This is a genomic window from Carboxylicivirga agarovorans (assembly GCF_050589845.1).
Lineage (GTDB): Bacteria > Bacteroidota > Bacteroidia > Bacteroidales > Marinilabiliaceae > Carboxylicivirga > Carboxylicivirga agarovorans.
Window position 1 is genome coordinate 59780 of sequence record NZ_JBNGPA010000007.1, and the last position, 20643, is coordinate 80422.

Consider the following 20643-nt stretch of genomic DNA (forward strand, 5'->3'; position numbering starts at 1 on the left):
CTTTTGATTAAAACTTAACATTAACAGTAAAACCATAAGACGTCGTTGTAGGTACGTTATACAAGTTATATCCCTGCGCGTTACCTGTACCCCATGTTTGATTCGGGTCGATATCCTTGGCATCTTCATCGCGATAGATAAAGAATAAGTTATAAGCATTGAAGTTGACACTCAGGTTTTTAATAAAGAAATCAGGATCTAACTTAAAACTATAGCCTAAGCTCAATTCACGTAAACGTACGTTTGTTGCGTCAACAACCCATGGTTCACCATAGTTGGCTAATCCACCCCAGTATGCCTGCGCATTCATTAAAACTGTTGTTGGGTTTCCGTCAGCATCAACTCCTGACACTTCAACACCATTTTCACGATATTCAAGCGTATTTTCGGTAATACCTTTGGCTGTTAAAGCTCCTTTTGTTGCATTCATTACATCTCCGCCAATCTTACCATCAATTAATGCTCTGAAGTTTAATCGCTTGTATGAGAATGTATTTAACCATCCAAATGTCGCATCAGGAGTAAAATTACCAAGTTCAACACGTTCGCTTCCTGGTAAAAAGCCATTGTTACCCAACTGATATTCACCATCAACTTTCGAAGGCATACCCATTATTACTCCATAACCATCTTTTCCTTTGTTGGCAACTATTTGCACTCCACCTACAATATTACCAAGATCGGCTAACACCTGGGTATCCAGTCCTTCAGCCAATTCTTTAACCTCTGTGGTATTCTTGGCTAAAGTCAGGGTTGTTTCCCACTCGAAAGATCCTGTCTGAACAGGGATACCTCCTATTGATAATTCAAATCCACTATTAACAACATTACCTCCGTTAAGGTACTTATTAACGTAGCCTGTAGCCGATGAAACTTTCGTTGTGAACAGCTGATCTTTAGTCGACTGAGAATAGAAGTTAATGTCAGCGAATAAACGGCTGTTGAATGCTCTGAAATCTACACCAAACTCCATTGAACCTGTACGTTCCGGCTTTAAGTCAGGTACTCCTGGTGTTCCGTCAACATCCATTAATGGAATTCCATTATGATCTAAAAGTGGATTAACTCCAAATGTAGTTGCCAAACGATACGGATCTGAATCATTACCTACCTCAGCATAACCAACACGTACTTTTAGCAGATTCACATTGTTAAGCTCAAATACTTCATTAAGCAAAATACTTGTCGAAACTGCAGGATAGAAATATGAACGGTTCTCTTTTGGTAAAGTAGAACTCCAATCGTTACGGAAAGACGCATCTAAATAAAGGAAGTTTCTATAGCCCAGATTTAATGTGGCATATGCAGAATTAACCTGTTTTTCGTAAATGTTATAACTCGCATTTTTATTCAGGTAGTTCTGGATATTCCAGAAACCATTTGAAATAACATCATCACCACGGTTATACGTTACCTGGCTATTGTTTTTCATGATGTTACCACCAAGGTTAACACCAAAGTCCAATTCACCGAAACGCTTGTTATAACTTAAAAGCGCATCAAAGTTTGATTCACGACGCTTGTATTGGTTCATGATCCACTGACCGGTACTATTCTGCTTGTGTCCAAGGTTATAACGTTCTTCAATGGAGTTGTCAGTATAGTCTGTACCTGCTCTTACAAAACCTGATAAGTTATCAGTAATATCAAAGTCCAGCTTAACAAAACCGATCAAACGATCTTTCTTATTGATCATGTTATCGTGCAATGTCGTCCAGTATGGATTCATTTGCGTACCAATAAATGGGTCGTTTGGCGTATTATTGTAATTGTACTTTTTAAGCTCGTTTAAGTTGGTATTACGTGGCAGTGTGAATAAACCGTAAATAGCATTGCTACTTCCTTCACCTAACCATGTACCACCTTCAATTTCCTGATTGATATAGTTTGCTTTCGCATCAACTCTTAACCATTCGGCCAGATCATACTGTGTTCTGATATTGAAATTATGACGCTTTTGCTCGTTTCCTGGTACAATACCATTGCCATACAGGTTAGTATAAGAGAATCGTGATGACCCTTTCTCTCCTCCTTTTGTCAAGGCAATTGTATTTGTCGTTTTAAACCCTGTTTCAAAGAAATCGTTGATATTATCAGGCTGCGGAGAATAAGTTAAGTTATCCTCAAATCCACTCCATGATGGTAAGCTCTGACCTGTCATTGCCGGTCCCCAACTATCATCGGTAACTGTAGTCGAGTATGTTGGTACATTATCGATATAACTACCCTGGCCATACTTGTTCTGAACCTTTGGAAGGTATTGTTCTCCAACAACATCAAACATATTTGAACTCGAAACTTCAACACCAAGACCTTGTCCTTTTGAACCTGATTTAGTGGTGATAATAATAGCACCGTTCTGTGCACGGGATCCATACAATGCAGCGGCATTGGGTCCTTTCAGTACAGTTACACTTTCAATATCATCAGGGTTAATGTCCATAGAACCTGAACCAAAGTCCTTTCTATCCCATACTCCAGATGCTTCTTCTACTGTTGAGTTATTGACAGGTACACCATCTACTACATAAAGTGGCTGGTTATTACCTGAAATAGAACTGTTACCACGTAAAACAACGCGATTAGAAGAACCCAAACCTCCTTGTGAGGAGCCCAGATCCAAACCTGCAACTTTACCCTGCATAGAGTTTAGAACATCACTACCTGCAGCAGCCTGAATTTCCTCACTATCCACCTTTGAGACACCATAACCCAAAGACTTTTCTTCACGCTTGATACCTAAGGCAGTAACAACAACACCTTCCATCTCAATTGATTCAGATTGAAGGGCGATATTTATTGTGGTCTGACTGCCGACAGTAACTTCCTGGGCTTTCATACCAACAAATGAATAAGCAATAACAGCACCGCTTGGAGCAGTTATTGAGTAATTACCGTCAATATCGGTAATCGTACCATTAGTAGTTCCTTTTTGAACTACTGAAACACCCGGGATAGGCATTCCGTCTTCAGCACCTGTTACAGTACCGCTAATTGTAACATCCTGGGCAAATGCTATACCTACTGATAAAAGTAGCATAAGCGCTCCCATGAGTCCTCTCTGAAACCAGTTAAATCTTCTTTTCATAAAGAGTTTAATTTTGGAATTAGTTAACATGTTTTTTAAATAAATGTGAGAAGTAGCAACAGGGTTAGCATAAGTAAAAGAAGAACAATCAGCACGCTGCGTATTAAAAAATAGCGGCGTGCCTCATGTCTTATACTCGATGGTTTATCTCTATTGCTCATTGCCAATTTCATGCTGACAAAACTATTGAGCAGCAGAATCGGCGAATTAAACCAATGTTGAAAAGGATAGAACTTTTAACACTTGAATTGTACTGATGTACCAGAGTTGTACTCTTGTTGCATTTCGCACAAAATAAGGGCTTAACAAATGTTATTTTCCCTTGTGAATTGCTCCTCGACGAGCCACTTAACTATGTCCTGTTGTATCACAGGTATCAGGGCTCACGGTCTTGCTTTACCATTTCTTGCAATAGAGACGCCATGGGTTAGCACAAAAAAAGTCGTAAAGAACATCATTATCAAATAATGTTCCTTACGACTTTGTCGTAACGCACGGCGTTATTATTCACCGTTCGAAAATAGCGACGCCTTGAATTAATGCTTTATTTCACCAATCAAACAAGGTTCATCCCCATTCAATTCAATAGCTACTATGAGCATGTTGTACAGTTTATTCTTCTCGAGTTTGCTTAAGGCCTTAACCGGAATGTAGTATTCACCATATCCCTTTGAAAAGTCACCTTTAATGGTATCGATCAAAACTTCTTGTTGCTTCCCTATAAACTGTTTGCGGTAGTCCAATTTTGCCTGATATGCCTCTTGTCGCAATAATTCACTACGACGCGTTTTCTCTTTTTCAGCTACAACATTCGACATACGTGCCGCGCGCGTGTCTTCCCGTTTGGAATATTTAAAGGTATGCACATGACCAAACTGCAATTCTTTTATGGAATCGAGTGAGCGTTGAAAATCGGCCTCTGATTCCTCAGGGAAACCAACAATTATATCAGTAGTAACATTAAACAAGGGATCAATAGCCCGGAGACGCTCAACTGTTTTTTTATAAAGCTTATAGGTATACATTCGCCTCATTTTAAGCAGAACAGATTCAGAAGCACTCTGTAGGCATAAATGTAAATGAGGCGTGATCTTAGGATGCTTTAATAACTCAAAAAAATCATCATCAAAACTATCCGGCTCTATGGATGAAATACGTAATCTAAAATCCAAATCCAGATCAACGATCTGCCTGATCAATCCTGAAAAATTAGTCTCACCATGCTTATAGCGACTAATATTAACACCTGTTATCACCACTTCCTTATAGCCAAAACCGACAACCTGACGTATATTTTCCAGAATTTCGCTGACGGGCCTGCTAACAGCTCTGCCTCTTACTTTCGGAATGATACAGAAAGTGCAGTAATTATCGCAACCATCCTGTATCTTTATCATACTTCGTGTATGGAAAGTTTCAGCTGCAGGAGCATAGCTAAATACCCCTCCCTGGTTTTGGTTGGCCGGTATGATCTCTTTATTAAAATGGGCTTCTACAAGCTGTGGAATAGCACTCTTCTGCTCGTTCCCTACCACATAGGCATTGGGATAACGCTGTTCCAGCTTCTCCTTATGATGATTGGCCATGCAACCCGTAATAATCAGCATTCCCGAATGTCCGTTATTCAGTGCATTGTTAACCACATAGCGCGATTTCTGATCGCTCTGATTGGTAACTGTACAGGTATTTACTACAAATACATCAGTATCATCGCTATCTTCAACCACATCATAGCCCAATCCTGCAAACCTGGAAGCCAGTGCATCCGTCTCGAACTGATTTAAACGACAACCCAGTGTCTTAAATCCAACTTTCTTCTTCATTCTTTAGCTAACCTACCAATTCTGATACTTCCACCAACTCTCCCTCTACAGAGAAGTTGCTGGCACTGGTTATTTTCACATTGACTATCTTACCGATCAGCGATCTGTCTTCAGAAGCAAAACGAACCGTGATCTTTCCTTCGGTTTGACTACTTAGATATCCGCTTTTTCGATCGGTATCGCGCACTAATACCTGAACTACCTTGTCAAGTAAATTAGCATTATATGCACCGGATACCTCAGCCAAATCGTCGGACAATAAAGCCAGTCGCTGCTTTTTAATTGTCAGATCAACATCATCCGGCCAGCTATACGATGCCGCACCAGGTCGCTTTGAATACATAGCTATATAAGCCATATTGTATTCAAATTCTTTCAAAGCCTTGCGCGTATTTTGAAACTGCTCCTCTGTTTCACCAGAGAAACCTACAATAATATCGGTAAACAAGGTCGCCTGTGGGATCAATTCCCGTATGGCAGTAACAGTTTCCCGGTATTTCTTAACCGAATGCTTACGGTTCATCTTGATCAATACCTTATCATCACCCGATTGCAGTGGCAAATGAATTTGTTTACCCAAACATTTATACCGGGCAATCACCTCAATGACATCGCGCCCCATATCACGAGGATGCGGCGAGGTAAAATACACCCAGAAAACATGCTTCGACGTCTCTCCAATCTTGCCTATTTCTTCCAGCAATCGGGCAAAGCTTATCTCCGCACCTTTCTTATCCAAACCGTAGGAGTTCACATTTTGTCCCAGCAAGGTTATTGATTTATATCCCTTTTCAACAAGGCTCCTTACTTCATCGATTATTTCCACAGAAGGCCGGCTCACTTCTCGTCCGCGCGTATAAGGCACCGCACAAAATGAGCAAAACTTATCACATCCGTTCTGAATCGGTATAAAGGCTTCAAATGAACTGTTATACTTTGGCTTAACCTGCCAGAAGAAACTCATTTCTTCCTTAGGGTTCAGATTGTCCCGTTCCAGTGCTGCAGGCGTAGTTATTCCATATTGTGAAAGCATTTGCGGTAACTGCGGTAACTCACGCATAGCAAATACGATATCAAATAATTTTAAAAACTTTTTTCTATCCGCAGGCAACACACAACCACTGATAAACGTGATCAGATTGTGCTTCGCTTTTCGTTTATTCCACAAGGCTATTTTTGAATAAACTTTATCAATGGCCTTTTGACGCACAGAACAGGCCAGTATACCAATTATATTAGCTTCTTCTTCATGATCGGTCCACTGAGCACCCATCCCATCCAAAACTCTTTTCACTCGTTCACTATCAGATTGATTCATCTGACATCCCAGCGTTACTAAATGATACTTCACTTGTTAATGATTAATTATTTATACTCGGTGCTTAGTGGATTGTCCTCAATGCAAAACACTTAATGGTTGATGATATTTTAAAAATATACCTCTGCATGAATATTATCGGTACTCACGCCCTGATCTTCCAGTATATCGTATACATCATGGATCATGTTACAGTTACCACATAAGTAATAATGTACATCCTTCCCAAAAGGGTTCTTCTTTAAGTATTCAGTAACACGTCCTGCGTAATCTCCCTTTTTATCCTGAGATGTACACAGCACATATTTATCATTATCATAGGCATTTGATTCATAAGCTTCTTCAGCATATTTAACACCATGAAGCAAAGTATAATTCAAGCCTGGCTTGCTCAAAACAAAGCTATGAAATGGCGAGATACCGGTACCACTTGCTATAAATACATATTTTTGATTGTCGGGCAGATCTTTATTGATGGTAAAATAGCCAACAGGCTCTTCGACAATTACGAAGCCTCCCTTTTGCAGTTTCTTAAGGCTGGGTGAAACCAATCCATTCTCTACTTCTTTTACCAATATTTCAATGAAATCATCCTGCTCGGCACTGTAAATCGAATACTCTCTTGTATGAATGCCATTAGGTGGGCCAACACATACATGCTGTCCGGCTTCAAACTGCATATCCTTTTTCTCAATTTTTATTACAAAGGTGCTCTCTGTCAAATGACGGATATCCAATATTTCGTGTAAATCTGTTTTTATTTTGTTTGCTACAGGCACTTCTTTTTCCATATTTTATAGTTGTTCATTTAATGATATCAATTTTCTTATCCCCGCGGAGTTAATTTTCCTCAACAATAAACACGCAATTATCGCATTTGGTTTAATAAAAAAGACTTTAAAGTATTAATAGTTGTAAATATTGGCGGCACACCCCACCTATGGCTCTGATTTACTACAATATACCTCTGCAGAATCACAACTATATACAAATCCGGAAATATGGGGCTCGCAAGAACACAAATAAAAAAAGGACAGCTATACCTATCTAATGCTGAAGCAATTCGAAACCTATTGAAAGCAAAATAATTAGAATACAAACCATTTGACACAACAACATGGACACATAAGAAGGAAAACAACGATTATCATTTTTTTTCTATCTTCACCATTGCTAAAAAAACGCTTATGCACCGGTATTTATCGTTTCTATCTGTTTTCCTACTATTCTTTGCCAATGCAGCTCAGACTCAAAACTCGCAGTTTGATTTTAATGGCTTAGATACTGAAAATGGCTTAAGTAACAATTCGGTCAACTGCATTATACAGGATAGTCGGGGCTATATGTGGTTTAGCACCTATTACGGACTTAATCGTTACAATGGCTACGAAATAAAAACTTTTTACAGCACCTCTGATAAAGAAGAAACCTTATCCAGCAATTTTATAACTCAACTAATTGAAGACCACAAAGGTAACATATGGGTGGGAACAAAGTTTGGCCTTAATAAATTTGATAAGGACACCGAACGTTTTAAACGATACTGGGCCGATGAAAACTCACCTGCCGCACTCACCAACAACCAGATAGGGGCTTTAATGATGGATAGCCGGGGAAATATGTGGATCGGCACAATGGGTGGAGGACTACATTATTACCATGAACAGATTGATGGATTTTCATGTTTTGCTCAAAGCGAGCCTCCAGGCACCTTTACCAATACAATATCTGCCATTACAGAAGGATACAATGGTGAATTGTGGGTTGGAACATATGGCAATGGTCTTAGTATGTTTAATCCTCAAGAACATTTCTTTATCAACTTCGATTTCCCAACCATGCAAATAAATGATTTGCTTGACGATGGCAATGGCAGTATTTGGATAGCTACTGATAACATGGGTTTATACCGCTTTGATAAGGAGATGAAGGTATATGAACGCTTTGATATGGCGGGTAGTAATATCAAGACCAACCTCAACATCATTCTGTCACTGACACTTAACAAAGACGGCAGTATACTGGCAGCCGTTGATGGTGGTGGCGTAGTTAATATTGACCCTGTTAAAAAACTGGTTATTAACGATAAAGAACAAAACCAGGCATTTGCCAATCTCGATACCAAAGCGGTATTCTCTGTGTATATTGACAGCAACGGTCTATACTGGATTGGTACCATTGGTAAAGGCCTCAGGATCATTAATACCGAACGTAACCGCTTTAGTCATTATACCCATCAGCTTCACGACCCTAACAGTCTAAGTGATAATTCAATCCTTTCTTTACTGGAAGATTCAAAAAAGCGAATCTGGGTAGGGACAGATGGTGGAGGATTAAACCTGTTTGATCATGATAAAGGAGTCTTCAAAAGCTATAACCATTTAAGGTCGAACCTTAAAAGCAATGTTATAAAGCGAATAATTGAAGATAACAACCAAAATATATGGTTAGGAACATATGGTGGTGGACTGGCCTGGCTCAATGAAGAAACAAGTGAATTACTTTCTTACATTCCTGAAAATCATCTGGAGACAGAAAACACCTCACTGTCTGTATGGTCCTTGTGCCAACAGGAGAACGACAGACTTTGGGTTGGTACTTTGGGCAATGGTCTTTATGAGTTCAATACTCAAACTAAAGGATTCACCCATTTAAGTGAAATTTATCCCCAGTTGAATGAGGTAATGAACGATTACATACTCAGCCTGTTTGTCGACTCACAAAAGAATCTTTGGATAGGAACAAGTAACGGAATTTATGTATGGCTTTACAATGAGAAGAAGTACATACGTTATTTATTTGACCATGTAAACGATAGCGGGGTTGGAAAAAATGCCATACTATGCATATATGAATCCAAAGACGGTAATATATGGATCGGTTCAAACGGCGGTGGGATCTTTAGCCTGAACCCGGAGAATGGGGATATTAAAAATCTGACTACCAGCAATGGACTTGTACAGGAACAGGTCTATGACGTTGTGGAGGCACAGGATAACACACTGTGGTTTGCGACTCATGGGGGCATATCAAAATATGAGATCAATACGGGTCGCTTTCAGAACTACGATGGCAGAGACGGTTTACTGGGCAGTACATTCAATGCATTGCTATACTCACAAACCAATAAACTGATTGTTGGTGGTGTTAAAGGACTCAACTTGTTTGATCCTAATGTTATCAAAGTCAACGACAACGTACCTAAAGTTTTACTGGCTGAGCTATACATCAACAATACTCCGGTAAAAGCCGGAGACAAAGACAGTCCGCTAACTGAAAACATTGCTGATGCCAGGGAAATAGTATTACAGCACGATCAGGCCAATATCGGAATCGAGTTTGTTGCCATTAACTATTTTATCTCTGAAAAGAACTCATATAGTTATGTGCTCGACAACTCATCGGAACAATGGAGTACACCATCATCAAACCGACTGGTAAAATACAATAACCTGAAACCCGGCGATTATACTTTCAGGGTTAAAGCTGCCAACAATGATGGTGTATGGAGCACAACTGAAACAACCATAAATATTAAAGTACTGGCACCATGGTGGAAAAGATGGTATGCTTACCTTGCCTATTTTCTCATAATAGCTTCAGCCATGTATGCCTACATACGCTATACTGTCCTGTGGATCGACCTGAGACGCAAACTGGAATTTGAAGTAATGGAGCGGGAGAAAATCAAGGAGTTGAATCAAATGCGCTTACAATTCTTTACTAATATATCGCATGAATTCAGAACACCTTTAACCCTGATATCAGGTCCGCTCGAATCGTTAAAAAAACAGCCGCACTTAGATACTGAGAACCAGAAATTATTTGATATAGCCCACAAAAACACCAACCTGTTGTTACGTTTGATCAACCAGGTGATGGACTTTAGAAAAGTTGAGACTGGTTCACTGACGCTTAACGCATCAAATGCCGATATTGTCGCATACATTATTGAGTGCGGAGAAGCCTTTGAGCATATGGCCGCTGAGCGAAACGTGACATTTAATATCGATAGTAATATCGACCACCTGAATATTCAGTTTGATAAAGACATTATTGAAAAGGTCATTTACAACCTCTTATCCAACGCTTTTAAATATGGAAAGGAAAATGGAAGTGTAGCCTTAGCAATTCTACTGTCAGACGAACAGATCCTTGAAAGGCAAAAACTTATTATTCAGGTAAAAGATGATGGCGATGGCATAGACAGCGAAAATCCCAATGAGGTATTTAAACAATATAAACGATTCAGGCAAAGCGAGCAGCATATTCCAGGTACCGGCATCGGGCTGGCACTGACCAAATCGCTGGTTGAACTGCATGGCGGTACTATATCCGTTGAATCGGCAAAAGGCATCGGCTCAACCTTTACCGTTGCCATTCCGGTCATCAACAACATTGCTGAAAACAGCGAATCAAAAAAACAGGAGTCTTTTGTTGTTAAGGCAAACACCCAGGTCGAAGAAAAGGTAAGATTGCTTAAGGACTCTTCTAAAAAATACTCATTAATGCTGGTTGATGACAACCCGCAAGTCATTGATTATCTGAATTCAGTTTTACAGGACCAGTATATGATTACCAGTGCATCCAATGGACAGGAGGCCTATGACGCGCTTTTAAAGCGCTCGTATGACCTGCTGATCACCGATGTGATGATGCCGGTAATGAATGGTATCGAATTGTGTGATCAACTCAAAAACAACATCCATACCAGCCACATTCCTGTTATTATGCTGACTGCTAAATCGTCAGTCGAAAATAAGATTGAAGGTTTAAAAACCGGAGCTGACGCCTACTTACCAAAGCCGTTTAACCCCGATCTGCTGACAGCCTACATCGAAAACCTGCTGAAAAGCCGCGAGAAGCTAAAAGAGGTGTTCACAGGCAATGCTTTGATACAACCGTCTGAGGTGACTTCAACTTCGGTGGATGAACAGTTTATTCAAAAAGCACTTGATGTTGTTCGCGCCAATATGGAAGACGAAGCATTCGGCGTAGAAGAATTTGGGCGTGAACTGGCCATGAGTCGTAGTAACCTGCATCGCAAAATCAAAGCACTCACCAATAAATCCACAACCGACTTTATACGGACTATACGGTTGAAAGAGGCGGCTGCAAGGCTTATCAGCAGTGATGACCAGATCAGTGAAATAGCTTACAAGGTGGGCTTTAACAGCAGCTCGTACTTTATCAAAAGTTTTAAAAAAGAGTTTAAGATGTCGCCTGGTCAATACAAGCAGGCACACAAACGTTGGAATTAATTTAACTCTTTGTTCTATTTAAGGTAACAAAAATGTAACTTTCGGAACTGTTGCCCAGTAAAGCAACACGAGTAGAAAAAGGAAACAACAACGTTTAATGAATTTATTGACAACCTGCATATTCTTGTCATTCGTTGCAATGGTAAGTTTAATGCCTTTTAGAGTATTGTACTGCTTTTCAGATTTTGCTGCTTTTGTAATGCACAAAGTGGTGAAGTATCGCCGAAAAGTCATTTACGATAATCTATATAAGTCTTTCCCCGACAAATCCTCCGAAGAAATAGAGAAGATCGCCAAGGCCTTTTATAAAAACCTGACAGACAACCTACTTGAAAGTTTTAAGGCGTTTACGATGAAACACTCGTCCATTATTAAACGGCATAAAATCCTTAACCCTGAATTGTTAGAATCATTGTTGGAACAGCACAAAGGAGTAATTGGGGTAACTGCTCATTATGCCAATTGGGAATGGGGTAGCCTTTCAGGGAGTTTACAATGCGACAACCACTTTGTAGCCCTGTATAAACCACTAAATAACAAATATATTAACAACATCCTTTTACGAAGCAGGGCCAAGTGTAATACCGAATTGGTATCCATTAAGGAAACATCAGACATGTTCAGGCAATACGAGAACAAGAACTACGTTTTCTTAATGGCAGCCGATCAAAGTCCGGCCAAAGGAAAACAAATGGACAGTGCCTATTGGTTTGAGTTTTTCAATCGTCAGACGGCCTTTTTGCATGGTCCTGAAAAATATTCACGCCGCTACAATTACCCTGTTGTTTACATAGACATACAACGTGTAAAAAGAGGGTATTACGAGGTTGTTTTATCAACCTTAACAGAATCACCCAATAACCTGCCCGATGGGAAAATAACTGAACTTTACAAAAACAAGTTAGTGGAGATTATTAGTACCCGCCCTAATGATTGGTTATGGTCACATAATCGCTGGAAACGATCGCCAAAACAATAATGAAAATGAAAGAGATACATATAGCACAAATGCTTCGCAACCGGGCTCAACAATATAAAGAACGTGAAGTATTCAGGTATAAAGAAGAGCAGGAAGTTAAGACAATGAGCTGGTCTGCGTTCCGGCTTCAGTCGGAACATATAGCGTGTTACCTGCTTAAAAAAGGCATTGGAACGGCCAATAATGTTGGTATTTACAGTCAGAACAGACCTCACTGGACTATCTCAGACCTGGCTATTCTTTCATGCAGGGCTGTAGTTGTTCCAATTTATCCAACCGCTACCTTTGAGCAATTAAAATACATTATCGATGAAACAGAGATGCAGGTTTTGTTCGTTGGTGATAATGATCAGCTCCCAAATGCCGTTAAAGCTCTTAACGAAACCCAAAGTCTAAAATACCTTATTACATTTGACTGCCCCGGGCAAGACGATGAACGAATAATATCCTTTTCTGAGATCATTAATGGCGACCTCACTGAAAATAAGGAGCAATTAGAACAACAGCTGGCCTCAGCTAAAGATGATGACCTGGCAACCATTATCTATACATCGGGTACAACAGGCGAACCCAAAGGTGCCATGTTGCAGCACAAACAGTTTATGCATGCTTTTGAAATGCATAAAAAGCGTGTTTTCCTGACCGACAAGGATGTGTCCATGTGTTTCTTGCCCTTGAGTCATGTCTTTGAACGCACCTGGACTTACTATTTACTTTATTCAGGTGGTACAAATATTTACAACCTTGATCCGAAAGCTATTATTGAAGAGCTTCCGAAGGCGAAGCCTACGGTTATGTGTGTTGTTCCACGCTTCTTTGAAAAAACATATGATGGTATTCAACAAACAGCCAGTAAGTGGCCCAAAGTTCAAAAGGCTATCTTTGACTGGGCTGTTAACACAGGTCGTCAATACATTGAGTACGAAAAGGATAATAAAAAAGCGCCTGCTTTATTAAACCTTAAGCGATCAATTGCCAATGCACTGGTATATAAAAAGATCCGACAGGTATTTGGTGGCAATATTCGTTTTATGCCTTGTGCCGGCTCAGCACTGAATAACTTCCTGTTACGATTTTTTCACAGCATCGGGCTCCATATTTGTTACGGCTATGGTGCCACTGAAACCACCGCAACGGTTTCGTGCATGCCAAATAAAAACTACGACTTTGACTACACAGGTGATATTATGCCTGGTATTGAAGTGAAGATCAATGAGGAAAATATGATTCTCGTTAAGGGCGAATCGGTATTCACCGGCTATTATAAAAAACCGCAGCAAACAGCAGAGGTCTTGAAAGACGGGTGGTATCACACCGGCGATCAGGGTTCTATTCCTGCTCCGGGTAAACTGCATATGACTGAACGCATCAAAGACATCATAAAAACGTCCACTGGAAAATACATATCGCCTCAAAAGATTGAGTTAGAACTGTCAAAAAGTTCGTTTATTGAGCAAATCTGTATCATTGGTGATAACCGTAAGTACCTGACGGCTATAATCGTTCCTGCATTTCCGGCCATTAAAGACATGGCCAACTCAGAAAACATAAAAGCGGAGAAGATGGCTGTATTATTGAAGGAGCCCATCATTTATAAGTTAATGGAGAAGGAAATACAGAAATTCCAGAGTCACCTGCCAAAACATGAGCAGGTTATCAAATTTCAACTGCTTGACCAGGCTTTTAGCATTGACAATACGATGCTGACTAATTCCTTAAAAGTTCGCCGAAAGCAGGTTAATCAGATATATAAACAAGAAATTGAGGCCATGTATTAGGGAATGTGAGGATGTGAGATGTTAGGATGTGAGATGTTCGATGTGGTGATGTCTCATGCAACCACTAAACTCATCAACAATTCGACAATTCGACAATTTGACAATTTGACATTTAGAATGCAAGATATAGAACACTGACAAATAGCGCCTTACGCCTATCGCCTTCAACCTATAAACTTGTAAACTAATCAACATTTTCAACAATTCGACAATTCTACATCCAAAAACTATTCTGATACATTTCATGCTTATTGTGTTTTAGTGGTTTGCATTTAAACTTTTCACAAACATACAAACACAGAAAGGCCGAATCAATTACAATGCATGCATTGTAATTTGGAGAATAACTCATTTGCTTCATATTGTGCTACTTACAGCACTTTTGATGCTTTTTATGTTAAAAACATAACCCACTGCACGTTAGTAAAAACACCTTTTTCGCGTAAAAAATCCCAAAAACGACACAAAAATGTCACTTTTAGACACTTTCTGACCCTTATTGGGGTCTTTTCTGAGTCCTTTTTGGGTCTTCTTTGGGGATTGTTCGGTAATTCTTCGGTAATTGTTCGGCTACGCGCGTAGCCGAACAATTACCGAAGAATTACCGAAGAAGGGTCGAAGCTTTTCCGAAGGAGGTAGCAACCCAATTGCAATAATTACCGAATAAAACTTGGTAAAATTTGCAGTTTGCCGGTCACACTGGTGTAAAACTGCAGTTACTGAACATCACCACAATCGTATTAAGCTGACATCAAAAATTCAATAATGAACTCAGGTCAATAAATCCTTAATATCGTCAACTGTAAGGTTTTTCATGATACTTTCATCCGTTTGGACAATATCACCTGCCACTTTTTTCTTGCGTTCCTGCAATTTAAGGATTTTCTCCTCCACCGTGTCGCGACAAATCATACGATAGGCAAATACGTTCTTATACTGACCAATACGGTAACAACGGTCGATAGCCTGGTTTTCAACCGCAGGATTCCACCAGGGGTCAACTATATAAACATAATCGGCTGCAGTAAGGTTAAGCCCTGTTCCACCAGCTTTTAAGCTGATCAAAAAGACTCTTAGCTCATCATTGGTCTGAAAATTATTGACAGACTTTTCACGTTGTTTTGTCGTACTTTTCCCATCCAGGTATTCAAACTCTATGCTGCGACGAGTCAACTCATCTTTAATTAAACCGAGCATTTTAACAAACTGTGAGAAAATAAGGATTTTATGGTTCGCTGTTTTATCTGTAATATGCTGGACTATTTCTTTGATCTTTACTGATTCGGTTTCTTCAATACTACCACCGATTAACTGAGGTGAATCACAGATCTGCCGTAAACGGGTTAAGGCCTCGAGTACCATCAGTTTAGACTTACCCATTCCCTCCTCTTCCACTTTACCAATAAGCTGGTCACGAAACTGGTTACGGTAAGCATCATAGACCTTACGTTGTGCAGTATCCATCTCGCAAAAGATCACATCCTCTGTTTTAGGAGGTAACTCAGAGGCTACTTTCTCTTTTGTACGCCTTAGAACGAACGGGTTGATCAGGCGTTGCAGTTCTCCCCCGATCAGCTCATCACCATCCTTATCAATAGCATTGGAGAAACTGTCCTTAAAGGTGGATACGCCCCCCAGAAAACCACGGTTAACAAAGCTCATCTGGGCATATAAGTCAAAAGTACTGTTCTCTATCGGTGTACCCGAAAGCGCCAGTCGGCTGTTGGCCTTCAGTAAACTGGCTGCCTTATAACGTCGCGATGCAGGGTTTTTAATGGCTTGCGATTCATCCAACACGATATAGTTAAACGAATATTCCTTTAGCTTTTCAATATCGCGCAACAGAATGCCATAGGTAGTAAATACAATATCATAGTCATCAAACGTACTTACATCATCAACACGCTGCACACCGTAATGGTAATGGGCTCTTAGCTGTGGAGCGAACTTACGTATTTCGTTCTCCCAGTTAAAAAGAAGAGTCGTAGGTACCACAATCAGGTTGGTTTGCGGGTTACGCTCCAACACATGCTGTAAAAAAGTTAGTACCTGCAGTGTTTTACCCAAGCCCATATCATCGGCCAATATTCCGCCCCAGCCCATTTCATGCAGAAAGTTAAGCCAGTTAAGCCCCTCCTTCTGGTAGTGTCGAAGATCGGCCGTTATTGACTTTGGAACCGCTGTATCCTCTATACTGGTAAATGAAGCCAATTTACGGCGTTTTTCAGCTAATTCTTCCAGAACAGCCACATCATCAATACTGTCAAATAACTCATCGACAATTGAGAAACGTAATTTGGACACTGCCAATGAGTCGCCGTTAACCTCTCCATGACGGAAGTATTTTTCAAAACGATGAAACCACTCGGCTGGCAACACACCTACTGAGCCATCGGATAACTGGATATACCGCTGCTTTTTCAACACCGCTTTTCTGATATCGCTTAGCTTCACCTCAATATCACCAAAGCTGACATGTATTTTAATGTCAAACCAGTCTTGTCCCGAACTAATGGATGTAGAAATTTTACCCTTATGCGGCGAATATTTAAAACTCTTCAGATCATTTAATCCATATACTTCTACATTATTCATCTGAAGCGCATCAAAGAACTTATAAAACCACATGTCGTGGTTAAACTCATTGTAATGCAGGTGAAATACCTTACTACTCTTTTGCGCTTCAAATTTTGGATGCAACGAGGACAGTTGCTCAGCAAAATCAGCCTCTAATTCAAAGTTGCGCTTGTATTGTATGATCTTGTCATCTTCCTCAATTATTACATTACCATTGGTGGTTAATTTAACCGATACTCCATGGTGGTATTCAACCTGTGGAGTAATAAGTAAATGCTGATCACGTTCCGATAAGAACACCTGCTTTTTCTTAAAGTCCAGCTCCGCTACTTCCAATGGGTAAATGCCTTTATCAAACTCCATATCGAAGCTATTGGCCAATGGCTTTATCACATTATCAAAAAACTGTTGTTTATGCGATTTGACCATTTTAATCGGCTCATCGTGTTCAACGATCAGCTTGGCAACACGATAATCCTTTGTGACATAATAAACGCCATCAATGACATAAATAAACTGCCCCGACTGCTCCACATCAATATCTTCGGCTGTGCATACCTTGTCCCCGACCTTAAGCTTTGGATTCAGGTAAACAAAAGTATCATCTTCCTTGACTTCAAAGAATCCATCGATCGCTTCAGGTGCGATAACTATGGGTTCCAGATCGGTCTTGCGTAGCTTATAATTATTTGAATTGTTGACATACACATGTTTTTCCTGTGCCAGCAGCTCCATTATACGCTTGTGGGTAATAAACAGGTCCGAAGGTTTCACCTGGGCATTACACTCATCAATCAGCTCAAGTAATTCTTTCTGATGTTCACTAACATAGAGCAGATAGTCTTCGTGCACACCATCGTATTCGGTAATGTGTGAGCTCAGCGAGTCGCGTGTTTTATTAGGCTTACCAATGATGGGGGTTAATTCAATGACATAGTTATCGCTAAAATAGGTTTTCGTGGTACTTAACTCAAGAACAAAACCCATTTCACGCTCTTGTTTTAAAACCTCCTCCTGTGTTTCAAGGTGGAAAGTCTCTACGTCGATCTCATTCAGTATCTGTTCAACCAGGCTATTCTCTTCACTCTCAACAGGCATGATGCCTTTGGCAAAATCGGTTTGCTTGGCAACAAGGCCTGCCTTTTCGTCGAAACCAATGCTAAAGTAGGTTGAGAATTCGCCCGATTCGATACCGTGGCGGGTAAGTGTTTCTGATTTTAGTCCTTCCAGACTTTTAATAAAGACACGCTTCAACAAATCAGGACTGCCTGAACGTGCAATTTTCAGCAGGCAAATGACTTCTGGTTCGGTCAGCGATTGAAGGTTGGTTTTCTCCTCAGGTGTGATGTATACTTTACCATCTACATATTTGAATATCAAACGCAGGTGTTTCTTAAAGTTCTGATCCAACTGTACAATCAGGCTGTTATCCTGAAGTATCAATTCAGACACATAACTTACCTGGTAGCTATACGAGACGGCACTTAATATGGAGTATGTGGTATTTTCCTTAACAAATGATTCGGTAATATTTTCGAACGATGGTATTTCGAAGCCCAGAACAGAACGTCCTGAAACAGCACGTTGATTGGACTGCTCATTACGTTTTTCAAATCCCATTTGTATATTACCGTCTATGTCGGCAATAAATAAAAGGGCTGCAATAGTATGTGTACAAAACCGCCCCCCAATGTAGGAACAATTACACATGGTTTCCATTTGTCGGTTGTTAAGGTTGCGGATCTGCACTTTGTGCATTTTATTGTCCTTAACCGAAAATATCCAATTATCCAGTGCTTTCTGATACAATTGAAGCGACACTTTCCCTTCCTTATAAAGGTTTGTCCCCTCGCTACTTACATCATTAGATGCATAAAAATCAATTTCACCACTAATATAGTCTCTTACGCTTTCCGCCATAATCCAATCCCAAATTTGCAAAGTGCTAATCCGCAAAAATACAAACAGAATGGCAAAAAACAGCAATTTAAATTATGGTATTTTGCAGTTTAATTTCATTTCACTGGCTTTCAGCAAGGTGTAAGAGCACTTAAAAAACGCTGGCTTTTGGGGTGATTTTAAGCATGCTGTGTATAGTGAATTGAATTACAAATAAATGAATATATCATATTTTGTAAAGGGAAAATTTATTGCCAATGTAAAACCTAAAACAATACCCTGCTTCATCCAGACTGAATTAGGGCATATCCACCTGACCATTCATTTAATACAAACAATGCAGCGTTATTGTCTAATGTATTAATCCATTAATTAGTCATAAATAACTTTTTTGGAATAAGTATATTTTTAATGTACATTTGATAATGGTATATAAAGCCAATCTGGCGCGGTATAAAACACACAATTCATAAGGACACCACATAATATAAAACCCCTTATTTCATGAAAGAAATCAGTAATAAAGAGGAAGAGTTCTTCTCTAAATGGGAGAAAACAAGAAAAAATAAGTGGCAATATATTCTATTGCACGGACCTGTTTATTATGGATTACCATTGGGCGTAATTTTATTCCTGGTAATTAGTTACATTGAGATTGGAGAATTGCATTTATTAAAACTCCCGGTCTATTTATTAATTTCCGGCATTATTGGTTTGGAATTTGGTTATAGCAAATTTAAACGGACAGATAAACTTTTTGTGGAAATAAATGAAGAAGATATTATACTAACTGGTATTCAGAAATTAAAATCAGGGCAAGCCTGGAATTATGAGAACTTAAGAATATTTAAGGATGAAAGCGAATCACTTGTTGTGAGAAATGAACTTTTCTGGTTTGAGGATCAAGAAGTATCGCCTGAAAAATTGAATGATCTTTTTAAGATCACCCGTTCCGATTTTTATCGTTTAAAGAAAAACAAAGCCTTTGCGGAGTATTCAGAAAACACAAATGTTAAAGTACAACTATTCGATAACTCGGCAAATCAACAACCATTGCTTGAAAAACCGATATAACAACAACATTGCTCAATTCCGGTTACACAGCTACAACAATAGATTAATCAAGTCCTTGTATCTCCTTAAAGGAGCATGAAACACATCAATAATAAATGTCAAGAGTATATACAAAAACATGAAATACAGTTCACTACCATAGCACAACAGAGTTAGGGGCATTTTTAACAGATCATTCCCCAGCCTGGATCGCCAAACAACATTACCGACTTAAAAGAGAAAAGTCAGAATACACACTAAGTATTGACTCTGACCAAGATGGTAAAAATAATGATAGTGAATCCAATCATAACAAAACGTGAGTTTATTTAACGAGTAACATTACCAGGCAAAAACTAATTGAAATACACAGAAAGACTTATAACCATATGAAAGAAATTAGTAAGGACTATAAAAAAGTACCTGCTGATATTATTCTATCAATCGTTTTATCATCAGTAATATCGGCATTTTGGTTTGTCATATACTCCTATTACAGAGATACTATTTACGAAAACTTAATGCAATATACCGGTTGGAGTCCTGATTCGATTTATGGGGGATTATGGTTTCTTTTGATACTATTTACTGGTGCCATAATGTATAACAGGAAATATTATAGCCAATATGTCTTAATGTCCAGAGGGTATATATTAATCATGTTAATTCTATCGCTATATTTCGGATTGAGAGATTGGATCATTTCATCTCCGGAATTATTAGTATCGGATAATCCATACTTAAAATTCAGTCCATACCGACCTTTATATACTGTTTTATTGCCTTTGATCTGGGCAATATACATATCCTATCATGCGTATTTGGATTTTGCAAGAAATCGTAAGCCTTCACAAGCCTGAAAAAATC

The 20643-nt window shown here is 39.3% G+C and carries 10 protein-coding genes; 5 read left to right on the top strand and 5 right to left on the bottom strand.

Annotated features, from left to right (window positions below; translation table 11 throughout):
- Nucleotides 1-7: 7 nt before the first annotated feature.
- From ACRD69_RS09735 to ACRD69_RS09750, 4 genes are all read right to left on the bottom strand, one after another.
- A complete protein-coding gene (locus tag ACRD69_RS09735; RefSeq protein ID WP_430814885.1) occupies nt 8-3088 on the bottom strand; it encodes a SusC/RagA family TonB-linked outer membrane protein in 3081 nt (1026 codons plus the stop codon).
- A gap of 536 nt (nt 3089-3624) precedes the next feature.
- On the bottom strand, nt 3625-4911 hold the full coding sequence (gene mtaB / locus ACRD69_RS09740) for a tRNA (N(6)-L-threonylcarbamoyladenosine(37)-C(2))-methylthiotransferase MtaB (RefSeq protein WP_430814886.1): 1287 nt from the start codon (nt 4909-4911) through the stop codon (nt 3625-3627).
- A gap of 7 nt (nt 4912-4918) precedes the next feature.
- The gene (miaB, locus tag ACRD69_RS09745) at nt 4919-6262 is read right to left on the bottom strand and encodes a tRNA (N6-isopentenyl adenosine(37)-C2)-methylthiotransferase MiaB (protein WP_430814887.1); all 1344 of its coding nucleotides are present in this window, start codon (nt 6260-6262) and stop codon (nt 4919-4921) included.
- A 77-nt stretch (nt 6263-6339) separates the two neighbouring features.
- Nucleotides 6340-7020, bottom strand: a complete 681-nt coding sequence (locus ACRD69_RS09750) for an FAD-binding oxidoreductase (RefSeq protein WP_430814888.1) — start codon at nt 7018-7020, stop codon at nt 6340-6342.
- A gap of 396 nt (nt 7021-7416) precedes the next feature.
- Here ACRD69_RS09750 and ACRD69_RS09755 point away from each other — a divergent pair, with 396 nt between their 5' ends.
- From ACRD69_RS09755 to ACRD69_RS09765, 3 genes are all read left to right on the top strand, one after another.
- Nucleotides 7417-11490, top strand: coding sequence for a hybrid sensor histidine kinase/response regulator transcription factor (locus ACRD69_RS09755; protein ID WP_430814889.1), 4074 nt, complete (start codon nt 7417-7419; stop codon nt 11488-11490).
- Nucleotides 11491-11587: 97 nt separating this feature from the next.
- Nucleotides 11588-12469 carry a lysophospholipid acyltransferase family protein gene (locus ACRD69_RS09760; RefSeq protein ID WP_430814890.1) on the top strand — a complete coding sequence of 294 codons (882 nt, stop codon included), beginning with the start codon at nt 11588-11590 and terminating at the stop codon, nt 12467-12469.
- A gap of 5 nt (nt 12470-12474) precedes the next feature.
- On the top strand, nt 12475-14247 hold the full coding sequence (locus ACRD69_RS09765) for an AMP-dependent synthetase/ligase (RefSeq protein WP_430814891.1): 1773 nt from the start codon (nt 12475-12477) through the stop codon (nt 14245-14247).
- A gap of 771 nt (nt 14248-15018) precedes the next feature.
- Here the strand turns inward: ACRD69_RS09765 and ACRD69_RS09770 are convergent.
- Nucleotides 15019-18744 carry a DEAD/DEAH box helicase gene (locus ACRD69_RS09770; protein WP_430814892.1) on the bottom strand — a complete coding sequence of 1242 codons (3726 nt, stop codon included), beginning with the start codon at nt 18742-18744 and terminating at the stop codon, nt 15019-15021.
- A 483-nt stretch (nt 18745-19227) separates the two neighbouring features.
- On the opposite strand from ACRD69_RS09770, the gene ACRD69_RS09775 reads away from it, so the two are divergent.
- A complete protein-coding gene (locus ACRD69_RS09775) occupies nt 19228-19797 on the top strand; it encodes a hypothetical protein (RefSeq protein WP_430814893.1) in 570 nt (189 codons plus the stop codon).
- Between the two features lie 368 nt (nt 19798-20165).
- Complete coding sequence (locus ACRD69_RS09780; RefSeq protein ID WP_430814894.1) at nt 20166-20636, top strand: hypothetical protein; 471 nt, start codon at nt 20166-20168, stop codon at nt 20634-20636.
- The last annotated feature ends 7 nt before the right edge of the window (nt 20637-20643 follow it).